This window comes from Comamonas sp. MYb21, from assembly GCF_037479395.1.
Taxonomy (GTDB): Bacteria; Pseudomonadota; Gammaproteobacteria; order Burkholderiales; family Burkholderiaceae_C; genus Comamonas.
In genome coordinates, this window is the sequence record NZ_JBBGZC010000004.1 from 232,774 (window position 1) to 248,731 (window position 15,958).

A 15,958-nucleotide genomic window follows, 5' to 3' on the forward strand; every position below is an offset into this window, starting at 1 on the left:
CGGAGCGGTGGGATTCGAACTCACGACCCTCTGCTCCCAAAGCAGATGCGCTACCAGGCTGCGCTACGCTCCGACTAAGCATCTATTGTAACCCGATTTTTGAGCGCGTTTGGAGAAATCAGAACTGATCTTCTCGTCGCGCTGCACAAGCTGGGTGTCAGGCCGTGCGATTTGCGCCACAGGCCCCAGCCGCGCTGCGGCAACGCAGCCCGGCTGCTGGCCGGTGGCGACAGCCGCTTAGCCTGCTGCCTTGGCGCTGGCCGCGCCGTTCGCAGCCAGTGGCGCGCTGTCCCAGCTGCCGCCCAGTGCGCGAATCAGCGCAATGGTGGCCGTGTACTGGGCGGTGCGCACCTGCAGCGCCTGGCGGCGGTTGCGCAGCTCGTTGCGGCGGGCGTCGAGCAGCTCCAGCTGGCTGACCAGGCCGTTGCGGTAGCGCACATCGGAGAGGTGGGTGGCACGCTCGGCCGATTGCACGGCCTGGCCCAGCACGCTGGCCTGGCCTTGCAGCAGGCGCAGGCTGCTCAACTGGTCTTCCACCTCGCGAAAGGCGCCCAGCACCTGGCCGCGTTGGGCGGCCACTGCGGCCTCCAGCCTGGCTTTAGCGCCCTCTTCCTGCGCCTCGCGCTGGCCGCCGTCAAACAGCGGCAGCGACAGCAGTGCGCCCAGGCCCCAGGAGCGGGCCGACCATTTGAACAGGTCGCCCAGGTCGGGCGAGGCAAAGCCGCCATTGCCCGTCAAGGTGATCGCCGGAAACCAGGCCGCTTGCGCCACGCCCACGCGGGCCTGGGCTGCCAGCACACTGGCTTGCGCGGCCGACACATCTGGCCGGCGGGCCAGCACGGTGCCGGGCACACCCGCCGGGATCACCGGCAAGCGCACCTCGCCCTGGGCGGCGGGCAGCGTAAAGCCAGTCGCAACTTCGCCGACCAGCACCGCCAGCGCATTGCTCAAGGTCGCCTGCTGGCGTTGCAAGGCCAGCGCCTCCGATTCGGTCGCCGACACCTCGCTTTGCATGCGCACCACGTCCAGCTCGGCGGCATCGCCCGCGTCAAAGCGGCGCTGGATCAAGCGCAAGGTGTCGCGGTAGGCGGACAGGCTTTGCTGAACCAGCTGCTGCTCGGTTTGCAGCGCGCGCAGCTGCAGATAGGTCTGCGCCACATCGGACTGCACCATCAGCCGCGTGCTTTGCAGCAAGGCAGCGCGCGCTTCGGCATCGAGCTGCGCGGCCTGGCTGGCCTGCGACAGACGGCCAAACAGATCGACCTCGTAGGACAGGTTGAGCCCGGCCGTCACCAGGGTTGCCGGCTGCAGGCCGTTGCTGGTGTTGGCACCGGCCTGGCGCGCCGCGCCGCCGCCTACGCCTACTTGTGGCATGCGCTGGGCATCGGCCGAGCGCAGCAGCGCCCGGGCCTCTGCCAAGCGGGCTGCGGCCGTTTGCACATCGGTGTTGGCGTCCGCTGCGCGCTCGACCAGCTGGGTGAGTTCGGCATCGCCAAAGGCCAGCCACCAGGCGCCCCGGGGCTGGGCCTCGGCCGGGGCGGCCGTGGTCCAGGAGGCCTGGTCCTGCGGCGTGCTGAAGGCGGCGGGCACCGGCACGCCAGCGTTTTGCACAGCAGGCGGCAGCGCGGTGGCGCAACCGGCCAGCAGCAGGGCCGCTGCCAGCGGCGTGAGCAGTTTCAAGCGCAGCGGGGCCAGCGCGCGGCGCAGGCTTTGGCCCACCGGGCCACGCCCGGCGTTGGCATGGGTAAACATGGTCATTTTTTGCATGTTGTTCTTCTCTTATTCGTCATGTCCGCGCGCCGCGGCCAAGATGGGTTGGCCCGAGCCTGCGCCATGCACGGGGGCTGGCACGGGCGCCGTGATCGGGGCCACATGGGCGCCGTGTTGCTTGAGCGGGCGGTTGCCTGCCAGCTTGCGCAGCAGCACATAGAACACGGGGGTCAGGAAGAGACCAAAGGCGGTCACACCAATCATCCCGGCAAACACCGCCACACCCATGGCGCTGCGCATCTCGGCGCCGGCACCCTTGGACAGCACCAGGGGCAGCACACCCATGATGAAGGCCATCGAGGTCATCAGGATGGGACGCAGACGCAGGCGGCTGGCCTCGATCGCGGCCTGGATGGGAGAGCGTCCGGCAAATTCGAGTTCACGGGCAAACTCCACAATCAAGATCGCGTTCTTCGCCGATAGCCCCACCAGCACCACTAAGCCGATCTGGGTGAACACGTTGTTGTCGCCATGCGAGAGCCAGACACCCGTCATCGCAGCGAGCAGGCCCATCGGCACGATCAGCACAATCGCCAAAGGCAGGGTCAGGCTTTCATACTGCGCGGCCAGCACCAGGAAGACCAGCAGTATCGCCAGCGGGAAGACCAGCGCCGCCGAGTTGCCCGCCAGGATTTCCTGGTAGGTCAGCTCTGTCCATTCAAAGCCAATGCCCTGCGGCAAGGTCTCGCGAGCAATGCGCTCCACCGCTTCGCGCGCCTGGCCCGACGAGAAACCGGGGGCTGGGCCGCCATTGACGTCGGCCGACAGGAAGCCGTTGTAGCGCATCGCACGCTCGGGGCCAAAGCTGGGTTCGAGCTTCATCAGCGCGGACAGCGGCACCATCTCGCCGGTGGTCGAGCGCACCTTCAACGCGCCCACATCTTCGGCACGGGCACGGAAGCCCGCATCCGCCTGCACCCGCACACTGTAGGTGCGGCCGAACTTGTTGAAGTCATTGGCGTACAGGCTACCCAGGTAGATCTGCAGCGTCTCGAAAATATCGGTCACCGGCACACCCAGCTGGCGCGCCTTGGTGCGGTCGATATCAGCATAGAGCTGCGGCACATTGACCTGCCAGCTCGAGAAGATGCCGGTCAGTTCCGGCGTCTGGTAGGCCTTGGCCATGAAGGCCTTGACCGCGCCGTCCATCGCTTCGTAGCCGAGCGAGGCCCGGTCTTCGATCTGCAGCTTGAAGCCGCCCGTGGTGCCCAGGCCCGACACCGGTGGTGGCGGGAACATGGCGATAAAGGCGTCCTGGATCTGGCCAAAGGCCTGGTTCAGCTGGCCCGCCACGGCGCCACCGCTTTGGTCGGCGCGGGTGCGCTCGGCAAAGGGCTTGAGCGAGACAAACACGATGCCGGAGTTCGAGCTGTTGGTGAAACCATTGATCGACAGACCGGGGAAGGCGATGGCATCCTGCACATTGGGGTTTTCTTTGACGATATCGCCCATGCGCTTGATCACGTCTTCGGTGCGGTCCAGGGTTGCGCCATCGGGCAGCTGGGCAAAACCGACCAGGTACTGCTTGTCCTGCGCCGGCACAAAGCCGCCGGGAACCATATGGAACAGGCCCCAGGTGGCACCGACCAGCGCCAGGTAGACCACAAACATGCCAGCCTTGTGGCCGATCACGCGGCGCACGCCGCCACTGTAGGCTTCCGAGCCCCGGTGGAACACGGCATTGAAGCGGCGGAAGAAGCCACCGAGCACCCGGTCCATGCCACGGGTGAGCGCATCCTTGGGCTCGTCATGGCCCTTGAGCAGCAAGGCAGCCAGCGCGGGCGACAGGGTCAGCGAGTTGATGGCCGAGATCACCGTGGAGATGGCAATCGTCACCGCAAACTGCTTGTAGAACTGGCCGGTGAGGCCACTGATAAAGGCCAGTGGCACAAACACCGCGACCAGCACCAGCGCAATCGCAATGATGGGGCCCGAGACTTCGCGCATCGCCTGGTAGGTGGCTTCGCGCGGGCTTAGCCCCGCTTCAATGTTGCGCTCCACGTTCTCGACCACGACGATCGCATCATCGACGACGATACCGATGGCCAGCACCAATCCAAACAGGCTGAGCGCATTGATCGAGAAGCCCAGCAGGTGCAACACCGCAAACGTACCCACCACCGACACCGGCACGGCCAGCAGCGGAATGATGGACGCGCGCCAGGTCTGCAGGAACACAATCACGACGACCACGACCAGCGCGATGGCTTCGAGCAGGGTGTGGATCACCGAGTCGATGGAGGCGCGCACAAACTGGGTCGGGTCATAGGCAATGCGGAATTCCACGCCTTCAGGCATGTTCTTTTGCAGCTCGGCCATGGTGTTGCGCACGTTTTCCGAGATCTCCAGCGCATTGGAGCCCGGGGCCTGGAAAACGCCCATACCGACGGCCGGTTCGTTGTTCAGCAGCGAGCGCAGCGAATAATCTGCCGCGCCCAACTCCAGGCGGGCAATGTCGCGCAGGCGCGTCACCGCACCGTCCGAGCCGGTCTTGACGATGATGTCGCCAAACTCTTCAGTGCTGGACAGGCGCCCCTGGGCATTGATCGACAGCTGGGTGTCCACGCCAGGCAGACCGGGCGATGCACCGACGACGCCGGCAGCGGCTTGCACGTTCTGGCCGCGGATGGCAGCCACCACATCACTGGCCGACAGGCCACGTTGGGCCACCTTTTGCGGGTCCAGCCAGGCGCGCATCGAGTAATCGCCGCCGCCAAAGATCTGCACCTGGCCGACGCCCTGGATGCGCGCGAGGCGGTCCTTGACGTTGAGCACGGCGTAGTTGCGCAGGTAGTCGATGTCATAGCGACCATTGGGCGAGACCATGTGCACGACCATGGTGATGTCGGGCGAACTCTTGACTGTCGTCACGCCCAGGCGCCGCACTTCTTCGGGCAGGCGCGGCTCGGCTTGCGAGACGCGGTTCTGCACCAGCTGCTGGGCCTTGTCCGGGTCGGTGCCCAGCTTGAAGGTCACGGTCAGGGTCATCACACCATCGGTGGTGGCCTGGCTGCCCATGTAGAGCATGCCTTCGACACCGTTGATGGATTCTTCGAGGGGCGTGGCCACGGTTTCGGCGATCACCTTGGGGTTGGCGCCGGGGTACTGGGCGCGCACCACCACCGAGGGCGGCACCACCTCGGGGTACTCCGAGATGGGCAAGGCCCGCATGGCAATCAGCCCTGCCAGAAAGATCAGCAGCGACAGCACACCCGCAAAGATCGGGCGGTCGATGAAAAATCGGGATAAATTCATACGCTTGGCTTTTTTGTTATCGGTTTAGGCGGCGGGCTTGGAGCCATCGTTGGCTGCCTGCTGCGCATCGCCCTTGAGCTCGGGTTTGAGCTCGGACTTGCTGGACATGGGCACATCCTGCGGCGCCACCACGGCGCCGGGCCGCACGCGCTGCAGGCCGTTGACCACAATGCGCTCGCCGGCCTTGAGGCCCGAGGTCACCAGGCGCAGGCCTTCAAACGGCGCGCCCAGCTGCACTTCGCGGTACTCGGCCTTGTTGCCCTCGCCCACCACCAGTACAAACTTCTTGCTCTGGTCCGTGCCCACGGCGCGCTCATTGATCAGCAGCGCCTGCTGGCTGTGGGGCTGGCCCATGCGCACGCGGGCAAACTGGCCGGCCATCAGCGCGCCATCGGCGTTGTCAAACACCGCACGTACCCGCACGGTGCCGCTGCGCGCATCGACCTGGTTGTCAATCAGTTGCAGGTGGCCGTTGTAGGGCGTAGCGCCGCTGGTGCCCACCCCCATCTGCACGGGAATGCTCTCGATCAGCGCACGCGCGCTCTTGCCCTGGCGCAGGCCTTGCAGCGCATTGGTCACGATCTGCTCGTCGGCATCAAAGCTGGCGTACATGGGGTTGACGGAGACCAAGGTCGTCAGCACTGGCGCGCCGGCACCGGCGCTGACCAGGTTGCCCACGGTCACATCGATGCGGCCCACCTTGCCGGCCACGGGCGCGCGCACCTGGGTGTAGCCCAGGTTGAGCTTGGCCGTCTGCAGTGCGGCCTGGGCGGCGCGCAGGTTGGCGTCTGCTTCGCGGCGGGCGTTGGTGCGCTCGTCCAGTTCCTTTTGCGCAATGGCGCGCTCTTCCCACAGACGGGCAGCACGCTCGGCTTCGCTTTGCGAATAGCCCATGCGCGCCTTGGCGGCCACCACCTGGGCTTCGGCACGGTCAACTTCGGCGGCATAAGGGGCCGGGTCCACCGTGAAAAGCAGATCACCCGCCTTGACCAGGGCGCCTTCCTTGAAGTGCACCGCCTGCAGCGCGCCGGCCACACGGGGGCGCACATCGACGCGCTGCACGGCTTCGAGCCGGCCGGAGAATTCGTCCCACAGCTGCACGTCCTGCTGCAGCACCTGGGCGACGGATACGGGCATGGCGGGCGGCGCTGCGGCCTCGGCCGGTGCGCTGGCGTGCGAGCTTTGCAGGCCCAGCGCGGTGCCGCCTGCTGCCACCACGGCAGCTGCCAGACCGATGGCCGTCCACCAGCGGCGTTGAGGAGAAGTCGAAGTTTTGTTGTTGCTCATGGCCAAGTCCTGATGTGTGCGTGAATCGTTTTTGAGGTTTCTTGCGGCAACGGCATGCCCCTGCGGCTACAAAAGCCGACAGAAAATCCTTGCCCATCCGGCAATGCGTTGCGAGAAAGCGTTTTTAAAGGGTGGTGAAGGCGCAGCCGCCCGCCGCCGCTCCCCGGGCTTTACCGGAGAGTGGCGCAGCTCTTGCCTTGCGCTTCGTTCAGGGGATCAGGCTTGCGCCCGACATCGGGATGTCTCGAAGAAAAGTGCCAGTTGTTCCAGCACTGCCCCGGCACAGGGACAGGGCTCGGGAGCACGGGGCTCGAGCAATGCATCGGGCCACTGTTGCGCGACCTTGAATACATGCTGCTGCACCAGATGACCGGCTGCCTGCAGGCGGCTGGCATAAGCCAGTGCCTCGTCATGCATCGGGTCTTCATCGCCCACCATGATGAGCGTTGCCGGCAGCCCAGCCAGGCGCTGTGCCATCGCAGGCACGGCGTAGGGATGGATGCCGTCATAGGTGCAGCCCAGGAACTTGCTCCAGCCCTCAGCCCATTTGCATTCCGTCGCATCGCCATTGGCAGCGCGAAGCGATGCCGTGCCGGCGCAGGGATTGAGCATGGGTGAGAGCAGGATCTGCCCTGCCAGCGGCGGATGGCGTTGATCACGCGCCATCAGACACACGCCGGCAGCCAGGTTGGCGCCCGCCTCCTCACCAGCCACATACATCGGCGCACCTTTGCCGGCAAGGCGTGTGCGATGTTTGTAGCTCCACTGGAGCATTTCATATCCGATCTCCAATGGACGCGGAAATGGATGCTCAGGTGAGAGCGGGTACGCCACCGACACCACACGGGCACCTGCTGAGGCCAGCAGACCCGCTACGGTGCAGCCACTGTCGAGATCGCCTTCAACAAAAGCGCCGCCATGAAAATGCAGCACCAAGGGCGAAGGCTCGCCCGACTTGCCTTTGCTACCGTACAGGCGCACGGCCACGGACTCGCCCGACGCCGTCGGAGCGACGGTGTCGATGAAGTCAGGAGCCGGTGAACGGGTTTTTACGGTGGTGTCAGACATAAGCTAGCCCGGTGGAAAGTAGGCATGGGGTAAATGTAGTTGCGTTGCTGCAACCGATCAATCCGCAAATTATGGCCGCACTATTTCCAAATCAGGAACAATGGCATGATCTTTGGCGTGTGAGAATCCACCTACTTTGGCGCGCGCGTGCGCGACAGTGCAAGCACAGTGCAAGGAGAGGCAGATGGATCAGATACAGGCAATGCGGGTGTTCGCGCGGGTCGTGGAGTCGGGCACATTCACGCTCGCAGCCACCTCGCTGCAGCTGCCCAAGGCCAGTGTGACCAAGCATGTGCAGGCGCTGGAAGACCGGCTGCGGGTGAAACTGCTCAACCGCACCACCCGCCGCGTGACTGTCACCACCGACGGCGCTGCCTACTACGACCGTGCGGTGCGGCTGCTGAGCGATTTCGATGAGCTCGAAGCCAGCATGAGCCAGGTGCGCGCCACGCCGCGCGGCCGCCTGCGTGTCGATGTCGGCACCTCCATCGCCCGGATGCTGATCATTCCGCAGTTGGCGTCCTTCCAGGCGCGCTACCCCGATATCCAGATCGACCTGGGCGTGACCGACCGCACCGTGGACCTGATTGCCGACAATGTGGACTGCGTGATCCGGGGCGGCGAGCTGAGCGACCAGTCGCTGGTGGCGCGCCGCGTGGGCAACCTGGAGTTCTTGACCATGGCCTCGCCCGCCTACCTGCAGCGCCACGGCACGCCCCAGCATCCGCGCGATCTGGAAAACGGCCACAACAGTGTGATCTTCTTCTCGCCAGTGGCCCAGCGCCGCTACCCGCTGGAGTTCCAGCACAATGGCGAGATCATCGAGATCGCCAATCCCTCGACCCTGGCCGTCAACGAGGCCAATGCCTATACCACCAGCTTGCTCACCGGCCAGGGCGTGGGCCAGATCACCAGCTACCAAGCGCGCGAGTTCCTGAAGAACGGTGAGCTGGTGCAGATCCTGCCGGAATGGACCCAGCCCCTGCTGCCGGTCTATGTGGTCTACCCGCCCAACTCCCATTTGAGTGCCAAGGTGCGGGCCTTTGTCGATTGGGTGGTGGAGATTTTTGCGGCCGATCCGCTGCTGCAGTGCAAATAGCGCACTGCGCTCAATGGTCTGGATCGCTGCCGGGTGGAGGCACCCGGAGCGTATGCACCCGGTGCGCCGCACAGGCTTCGCTGCCTTCGATATGGCTTTTGAGCACCGGCACCAGGCTGTCTTCATCCAGATGGCCGTACCAGACGCCTTCGGGATAGACAATCATCAGCGGCCCCTGGTTGCAGGGGTACTGGCAGCTGGTCTGCAGCAGCTGCAGCTGCTGCTTGAGGTGCGCACTGGCCTGCACCGCCTGGCTGAGCCGGGGCCACAGCGCTGCAGCCCCTTTGGCCACGCAGCGCGGCCCCATGCACCACAGCACATGGCGCTGGTGGGCGGGCACCGTGCTCCAGGCCACGGGGTCGGTTTGCCAGCCCTCTTCGCCCTCCTCGGCCACCACATCAGGCTGTGCCGTGGCCAGCGCCAGGTGGTTCAGCAAGGCGGGCACCAGGCCATCCCACTGCAGCAGCGGCTGCGCAAATACCAGCAGGGGCCGGGCATGCTCAGGCTGGCTGGCCAGCCAGCGCCTGGCGACCTTTTGCAGCCAGCGCCGCAGCGCGGGCTCATCGGGCACCATAGTCGGCTGGATGACGATGGTCTGCTGCGCCAGATCGGCGGGCGCAAGCGCGGCGCGCAGGCTGTTCAGCGCCTCGGGCAAGGCTGGCTGGTTGCGGTCCACAAAGGCCAGCTGCATGGGCAGGCCCGGGTCTGCCTGCTGGCAGGCCTGCAGCAAGGCCTGCAATTCGTTCTTGGCGGCAGACCCCAGGCCGCCCCGGCCCAGCAGCAACAAGGCATCGGGTTTTTTAGCCATGGGGTCTGTCCATCCAGTAGCTTACGCGCGGCTTGTCCAGGCGCGGATGGCGGTCCACCAGGGAATCGACCTGGAACACGCGCGCAATGGTCTGCGGCGTCAGCACCTGCTCGGGCCTGCCTTCTGCCTCGATCGCGCCGGCTTGCATCACATAGAGGCGGTCGCAGAACTGCGCGGCCAGGTTCAGGTCATGCACCACGATCAGCACGGTGCAGCCCGAGGCACGCACCAGGCTGAGCAGCTCCAGCTGGAACTGGATATCCAGGTGGTTGGTGGGCTCGTCCAGAAACAAAAGCTGGGGCTGCTGGGCCAGCGCACGGGCCAGCAGCACCCTTTGGCGCTCGCCGCCCGAGAGCGATGACAGCGGATGGTCAGCCAGGTTGCTGGCCCGCACCTGCGCCAGGCAGGCGCTGACGATGGCCTTGTCCTCGGCGCTGTCGCGCGCCCAGCGCGACTGGTGCGGAAAGCGGCCCATCATCACCAGCTCCTGCACCGTGCAGTCAAAGCCCAGGCCAGACTCCTGGCCCAGCACGGCCGCCTGCTGCGCAAACTGCCGGGCGCTCATCTGCCAGATGTCGCGGCCTTGCAGCTGTATGTGGCCACCAGCCTGGGGCTGCAGCACGCGGTAGAGCATGCGCATCAAGGTCGATTTGCCGCAGCCATTGGGGCCCACCAGGCCGACACATTCGCCCTGCGCTACCTGCAGGCTGGCCTGGCGCACGATCTGCGTGGCCTGGGCGCCGTGGCCGGCGGTCCAGGACAGGTTGCTGGCCGTCAGCATCATGCGCTGCCTCCCGGCATCGCACTGGTGCGGCGCCACAGCATCCAGATAAAGAAGGGCCCGCCTATCAGCGAGGTGATGACGCCCACCGGCAGCTCGCTGGGCGAAAACCAGGTGCGCGCGGTCAGATCGACCAGCACCAGAAAGCTCGCCCCCATCAAGGCGCTGACGGGCAGCACGCGGCGGTGGTCACTGCCCACCAGCATGCGCGTGATATGGGGAATGACCAAGCCGACAAAGCCGATGGCACCGCTCACCGCCACCATGGTGCCCGTCAGCAAGGACACCACCACGAACAATTGCAGGCGCAGGCTGGCGGTGTTTAGCCCCAAGGTGGCAGCGCCCTCGTCGCCGATCAGCAAGGCGTTGAGCTGGCGGGCGCAGAGCAGCAACCACAGCAGGCCCAGGCCCAGCACGGCAGCGGGCAGGCCCAGGGCGCTCCACTGGGTGGCGGCCAGGCTGCCCAAAGTCCAGGTCAGCAAGGCATTGGCCAGCTCGCGCTGGCCTGCCGTCAAGGTGATCAGGCTGGTGACCCCCATCAGCATGTAGCCAATGGCCACGCCGCTCAGGATCAGCCGGGTCGCATGCAGGCGCCCTTGCTGCTGGGCCAGCGCATAGACCAGGGCCGTGGCCAGCAGTGCGCCGATAAAGGCGCCTGCGGTGATCGCGTAGATGCCGGCCATCGCCAGACTGCCATAGGCCAGCACCGAGACGGCGCCCACTGATGCGCCAGAGGACACACCCAACATATAAGGATCGGCCAGCGGGTTGCGCACCATCGCCTGCATCACCACGCCGACTACGGCCAAGCCGGCGCCCACCAGCGCTGCCAGCAGCACCCGGGGCATGCGAACCATCCAGACAATCTGGTAGTGCTGCAGGCTGATGCCACCCTGCCCTGCATCGGCCTGCCAGCCGCCGCCCAGCAATTGCTGGCTGACGACGGACCACACCGTTGACGCGTGCAGCGATGCCGAGCCCCAGGTGACGGCAGCCAGGCCGCTGGCCAGCAGCAAAACCATCAGCAGCAACAGGCACAGCGCCAAAGACCAGGGCTTGCGCCGCTGGCGTTCATGCTGGCCGTCGCAGCCGGGCGCATGGCTCACTGTTTGGACTCCGCCGCAGGCAGCCAGGGAACCGGATCTACGGTGATGTGGCGATCCGGGTGCAAGGCAGCAGCCAGGCGCTGCGCCACATTCACGTTGCGCGGCCCTGGCGTGGCCTCGGCATAGCTGATAACGAAAAAGCGCTGCTCGCGGATGGCCGACACCCCTGCCAGCTCCGGCTTGGCGCGCAGAAAATCGATCTTGCCCTGGGCGCTGGGCCGGCCGTAGTCGATGATGATGATCCACTCGGGGTCGCGGGTGATCACATCCTCCCAGTTGCCCTTGGGCCAGTTGCTGGCGATGTCGGCAAAGATATTGCTGCCGCCGGCCGCATCGATCATGGCCTGGGGCATGCCAAAGCCGCCCACGGTCGTGGGGATCTTCTCGCCACTGTCAAAAACAAAGACGCGTGGTTGCTGGGTGTTGCCTTGCATCTGTGCGGCCAGCTGGTCGATCGAGGCCTGCAGCTTGGCGATCTGCGGCTGCGCCTGGGGCTCGATGTCAAAGATACGCGCCACATTGCGCAGGTCCTCCAAGGTATCGCCCAGCGCCACACGCTCGCGCTTTTGCACGTGGATGCAGGACTCGGACAGCACATAGCTGGCTACGCCATGCTGGGCCAGCAGCTCGGGCGTGACCCCGCCGGGGCGAAAGCCATAGCTCCAGCCGCCAAACACAAAGTCGGCGCGGGCCTCCAGCATGTTTTCCAGGTTCATGTCCTGCGACGACAGCTTGGGCACCTGGGCCAGCTGGGCCATCAGCTCGGGGCTGATTTCCTTGCGCGACGGTATGCCCGAGTAGCCGACCAGCCGGGGCCCCAGGCCCAGAAACAGGAACATCTCGGTGATGTTCACATCGTGCGTGATGGCGCGCTGCGGCACGCGGTCATAGCGCTGGGGCTGGCCGCAGACATCAATCACGAGCGGCACAGCCCGCAGGCCGGCGGCTTGGGCATCGCCTGCTGGCACTGCTGCCGCCGCGCCGGCCATCGGTAAGGCCGCTGCCTGACTCGGGCGGCTGGGCGGCTGCTGGCCTGACGGCTGGTCACAGCCGGCCAGCACCAGGGCGGCGGCCGCCGCCAGGGCACGCAGGGTGTGCCGGAAAGCGCTAGCGCTCATGCCTCTCCCTTGCTTAGAAACGCAGATGGGCCATCAGCTCAAAGCTGCGGGCGTTGCCCATCAGCCATTGCGAGCCGTAGGACGATGCAGCATAGCGCTTGTTGGTCAGGTTACGGCCAATGAGGTTCAAGGTGGTGCTGCGGTTGAGGTTCCAGCCCAGCACCGCATCGGCCACCGTGTAGGCGGGCAGCTGCGCGGTATTGGCATTGCTCGTGTAGCGGCTGGCAACATGGCGCAGGCCCAGCGATGCACGCCAGTCACCCGTTTGGTAATGGGCCCAGGCATTGGCCGTGTAGCGCGGTACATTGGCCGGCTGGTTGCCGGCGCGGTCAATGGCAGTGGCGCCTTCGAGCAGCTCGTCGAACTGGGCATCCGCATAGCCCAGGTTACCCTCAAAGCGCCAGGCCTTGGTGGCCCGCCAGCTGCCTGCCAGCTCGATCCCCTTGGAGGACTGCTTGCCGCCCTGGATCGACAGCGCTGGGCGGTCCGGATCGCGGGTGATGATGTCTTTCTTGCGGATATCAAAGACCGCCAGGGTCCATTCGCCCTGGCCATTGGGCAGCTGCTGCTTGATGCCCACTTCCACCTGGCGGCCTTTGCTCAATGTAAAGCCGGTTTGCGACTGGGTCAGCGACAGCAGGCTGTTGACGGGGTCATGGCCGGTGCTGACCTGGGCATAGAGGCTGGTGTTCTGGTCCAGCTTGTGCGTGAGGCCCAGGCGCCAGGAGGTGCCGCCCAAGGTCTTGTCAAAGCGGGCCTGGCTCAGCAGGTCCATGCGGTCAAAGTCATACAGGTCACGGCGCAGGCCGGCCATCAGCAGCCACTGCTCGCCCAGCTTCCAGGCGTCTTCCAGGTAAAAGGCGTTTTGGCGGATGCGCGAGGTCATGCGCGGCTTGTAAGGGTCCGGGCTGTCCCAGTAGCCACTGGTGCCACCAGTCAGCGGCACATCGGATTCACCGGTATAGGGTGAGCTGTTGAGCGCAGTGAACTTGGCCTGCGACACATCCCAGCCCATCGCAATCTCATGCTGGCCGGGCTTGAAAACGGCGCCCAGGCGGTTGCCGCTTTGCTCCAAATCGTGGCCGATCTCCAGGTAGTCGTAGCGGTGGACCATGCGCGTGCTGGCATCGTAGTCATAGCCTTCGATGTTCTTCCAGTGGCGGTCGGCCTTCATATGGTAGGTCTCGTTGCGCAGCACCAGTGCCTCGCTCACATTCCACTCGGCCTTCAATTTGTAGCGCTGGTCCTTGTAGTGGATGTCGCTGTCAAGAAAGTTGAAATTGCGGTCGCGCAGCGCCGCCACCGGCTTGCCATCGACCACCGGGGTGCCAAAGTAGCGCTCGGGCCTTTGGTCGCTGACATCGGCCGTCAGGTCCAGGCGCAGATCGCTGCTCGCCTGCCAGCGGATGGCGCTCATGATCTTCTTGCTGTCGCTGTTGCCCAGTTGGCGCTCGCCATCGCTGCGGTCACCATAAACATCCAGGCGGTAGCTCAGGCTGTCGCTCAGCGCGCCGGTGCTGCCCAGGCCTGCACGGGCCGTGCCGTGGGAGCCGGCGCCCAGCAAGACTTCGGACGAGCTAGTGCGGCTGGGTTCCTTGCGCACCGCGTTTACCGTGGCGCCCATCGTGCCGCTGCCGTACATCAGCGATGCGGGGCCACGCAGCACATCAAAGCGCTCATAGCCCCAGCTGGAATTGGGATAGGCCACGGTGCCGGCTGCAACCCCCAGGCTCAGCCCGTCTTCGGCCACGCCGACCGAGTTCACACCGGTAAAGCCCCGGCTGGAGAACGACAGCCCGCCATTGCCAGGGGTGCCATTGGCGCTCAGGCCCACGCTGCGGCCCACGGCATCGACCACCTCGTAGTCGGCACGCTCTTGCACCTGCACGGCCGAGACCGAGCTGACACTGGCGGGCAGGTCCTGCAGCGGCACGGCCAGCTTGCTGGCCGAGGTCGAAGGCAGCTGGAGCGCATTGGGCTCGCTGCGCTGGTCGCTCACCAGCACTTCGGGCAGTGAGGCTTCTTGGGCATGGGCCACTGCGATGCCCAAGGCGGGCAGGCACAGAACACAGGAGCTGCCAACGAGGCGCAGGGAGGAAGAGAGCCGCTGGGCAGCCAGGAGCCGGTTTTTCGGAAAAGGAACTGCAGTCATTTGAACAAAAGGCGCTAACTGCCTGATGCGGGGGCTGCACTGCACGCGGTCACCCCCAGGACGGGGTCGCGCGAAGAACCGCCGTCCACACCCCGCAGACAGTTGAGAGAGCACATGCTGGCCAAAGGCACAGCGCGCACTGCGACTAGGAACAGGCCGGTCTCCGGGCTTACAGGCGGTGCAGCGCAGGCGCTGACCCGGTAGCCGGTCTTCCCAGGGTGCGGGCGTCTTGTTGCCTGGCAGGCGTGGACACTCTTTCAACCCCAGTGACTGGGCCCGCGTGGGAGCGGGCCGCATCGGCTACGTTTCCTGTCTACCGTTGCGGGGGCAGCCAAGGCTTGGGGGAGCGCACTCCCGACCTTGTTCCCGTTTCACTTGTGCAATACAAGCACCTGTAGATAGGCTTTTTTCAAAGCGCAGCCAGTGTACCAGCCGCGGGCCCTGGCAGCGCCTTTTCGTCCAGACCGGTGTCAGCTGGGCGATACAGCGCATGCCCCAGTGGCTGTATCAGCCCTGCGGCAGCCGCGTCGCATAGCCGATAAAGTCAGTGCTGCGCAGCTGGCCCAGCAGCCACTGCCGAAAGCTCGCCTGGATCGGGCGCTCTCCCCCGCCCCGGCGGGTGTAGAGGTGGAACTTGGGCGTTCTGTCCATCGGCAGCTGGCGCAGCAGCTCGGCCCCAAAGGGAGCCAGCAGCTTGCCGCTGTGGATATAGCTGAGCGCATCGACATAGGACAGCAGGCCCACGCCCTGCCCGCTGAGCACCGCTTGCAGCATCGCATCGTGCGTGTGCAGCAGCATGGGGCTGACATGCTTGCCGCCAGGATCCAGGCCCAGCATCGCATAAATGTCCTGCCACAGGCTGTTGTGCGTCAGCGGCGATATCAGCCGGTGGTGCGGCAAATCCTGCGCGCTCTCCACCGGGTGCTGGGCCAGCAGCTGGGGTGTGGCGACGATGACCTTGAGGTCTTCGAGCAGCGGCGTTTCATCGAGATGGTCCACACCGCCGTAGCCCCAGACAATGGCTGCGTCCAGATCACTGCTATCGAAGGACGGCAGCTCCACACCGATGGAGATGCGCAGGTCGAGCTCCGGGTAATCCTTGGTGAACGAGGGCAGCGAGCGGATCAGGTACTGGGTTGCAAAATACGGGCTGACCTGGATATGGAACTGCGCATCCTTGTGGTGGGAACGCACTGCTTCCAGCCCCTGGCTCAGTGCATCAAGCCCCTGCTCCACATAGTGGTGCAAGGTCTGCGCCTCGGCGCTGGCCGCCAGGCCCCGCGCGCCGCGCTCGAACAGCTGCACATCCAGCGCACTTTCCAGCTGCTTGAGTTGCTGGCTGGCGGCCTGCGGCGTCAGGCACAGCTCATCGGCCGCCTTGCGGATGGAGCCATGGCGGTAGACGGACTCGAACACGCGCAGTGGCTGCAGGGGCGGTAGCTTGTATTTCATGGAGGGGCGCCGGGCAGGAGGGAGGAACGCCCGGGCTGCCGATGATTATAGGTCGCAGCCCG

Annotated in this window: 11 protein-coding genes, 1 tRNA gene and 1 riboswitch; of the genes, 1 reads left to right on the forward strand and 11 read right to left on the reverse strand. The window is 65.5% G+C overall.

Features of this window, described 5'->3' with window-relative positions; translation table 11 throughout:
• From WH367_RS07770 to WH367_RS07790, 5 genes are all read right to left on the reverse strand, one after another.
• A tRNA-Pro gene (locus WH367_RS07770) sits at positions 1–73 on the reverse strand.
• 164 nt (positions 74–237) lie between these two features.
• Positions 238–1,758, reverse strand: a complete 1,521-nt coding sequence (locus WH367_RS07775; protein ID WP_445228091.1) for an efflux transporter outer membrane subunit — start codon at positions 1,756–1,758, stop codon at positions 238–240.
• A gap of 21 nt (positions 1,759–1,779) precedes the next feature.
• A complete protein-coding gene (locus WH367_RS07780; RefSeq protein WP_339535283.1) occupies positions 1,780–5,025 on the reverse strand; it encodes an efflux RND transporter permease subunit in 3,246 nt (1,081 codons plus the stop codon).
• A 24-nt stretch (positions 5,026–5,049) separates the two neighbouring features.
• A complete protein-coding gene (locus WH367_RS07785) occupies positions 5,050–6,312 on the reverse strand; it encodes an efflux RND transporter periplasmic adaptor subunit (protein ID WP_339535285.1) in 1,263 nt (420 codons plus the stop codon).
• A gap of 216 nt (positions 6,313–6,528) precedes the next feature.
• Positions 6,529–7,380 carry an alpha/beta hydrolase gene (locus WH367_RS07790; RefSeq protein ID WP_021028037.1) on the reverse strand — a complete coding sequence of 284 codons (852 nt, stop codon included), beginning with the start codon at positions 7,378–7,380 and terminating at the stop codon, positions 6,529–6,531.
• 184 nt (positions 7,381–7,564) lie between these two features.
• On the opposite strand from WH367_RS07790, the gene WH367_RS07795 reads away from it, so the two are divergent.
• A complete protein-coding gene (locus WH367_RS07795; RefSeq protein ID WP_339535287.1) occupies positions 7,565–8,479 on the forward strand; it encodes a LysR family transcriptional regulator in 915 nt (304 codons plus the stop codon).
• Positions 8,480–8,489: 10 nt separating this feature from the next.
• Here WH367_RS07795 and WH367_RS07800 read toward each other — a convergent pair whose 3' ends face one another.
• The 6 genes from WH367_RS07800 to WH367_RS07825 all read right to left on the reverse strand — a co-directional run bounded on the left by WH367_RS07800 (position 8,490) and on the right by WH367_RS07825 (position 15,896).
• Positions 8,490–9,287, reverse strand: coding sequence for a (2Fe-2S) ferredoxin domain-containing protein (locus WH367_RS07800; protein ID WP_339535289.1), 798 nt, complete (start codon positions 9,285–9,287; stop codon positions 8,490–8,492).
• Positions 9,280–10,071: an ABC transporter ATP-binding protein gene (locus WH367_RS07805; protein WP_339535290.1), complete on the reverse strand. Its 792-nt coding sequence runs from the start codon at positions 10,069–10,071 to the stop codon at positions 9,280–9,282. Before WH367_RS07805 ends, WH367_RS07800 begins: the two co-directional genes overlap by 8 nt.
• Positions 10,068–11,174, reverse strand: coding sequence for a FecCD family ABC transporter permease (locus WH367_RS07810; RefSeq protein ID WP_339535292.1), 1,107 nt, complete (start codon positions 11,172–11,174; stop codon positions 10,068–10,070). Before WH367_RS07810 ends, WH367_RS07805 begins: the two co-directional genes overlap by 4 nt.
• A complete protein-coding gene (locus WH367_RS07815; protein WP_339535294.1) occupies positions 11,171–12,292 on the reverse strand; it encodes an ABC transporter substrate-binding protein in 1,122 nt (373 codons plus the stop codon). The genes WH367_RS07810 and WH367_RS07815 overlap by 4 nt, the downstream gene beginning before the upstream one ends.
• Before the next feature lie 13 nt (positions 12,293–12,305).
• Entirely contained in the window at positions 12,306–14,444 is a 2,139-nt protein-coding gene (locus WH367_RS07820) for a TonB-dependent receptor (RefSeq protein ID WP_339535296.1), read from the reverse strand.
• A 137-nt stretch (positions 14,445–14,581) separates the two neighbouring features.
• Positions 14,582–14,855, reverse strand: a riboswitch (cobalamin riboswitch).
• A 96-nt stretch (positions 14,856–14,951) separates the two neighbouring features.
• Positions 14,952–15,896, reverse strand: a complete 945-nt coding sequence (locus WH367_RS07825) for a LysR substrate-binding domain-containing protein (protein ID WP_339535297.1) — start codon at positions 15,894–15,896, stop codon at positions 14,952–14,954.
• Positions 15,897–15,958 lie beyond the last annotated feature (62 nt).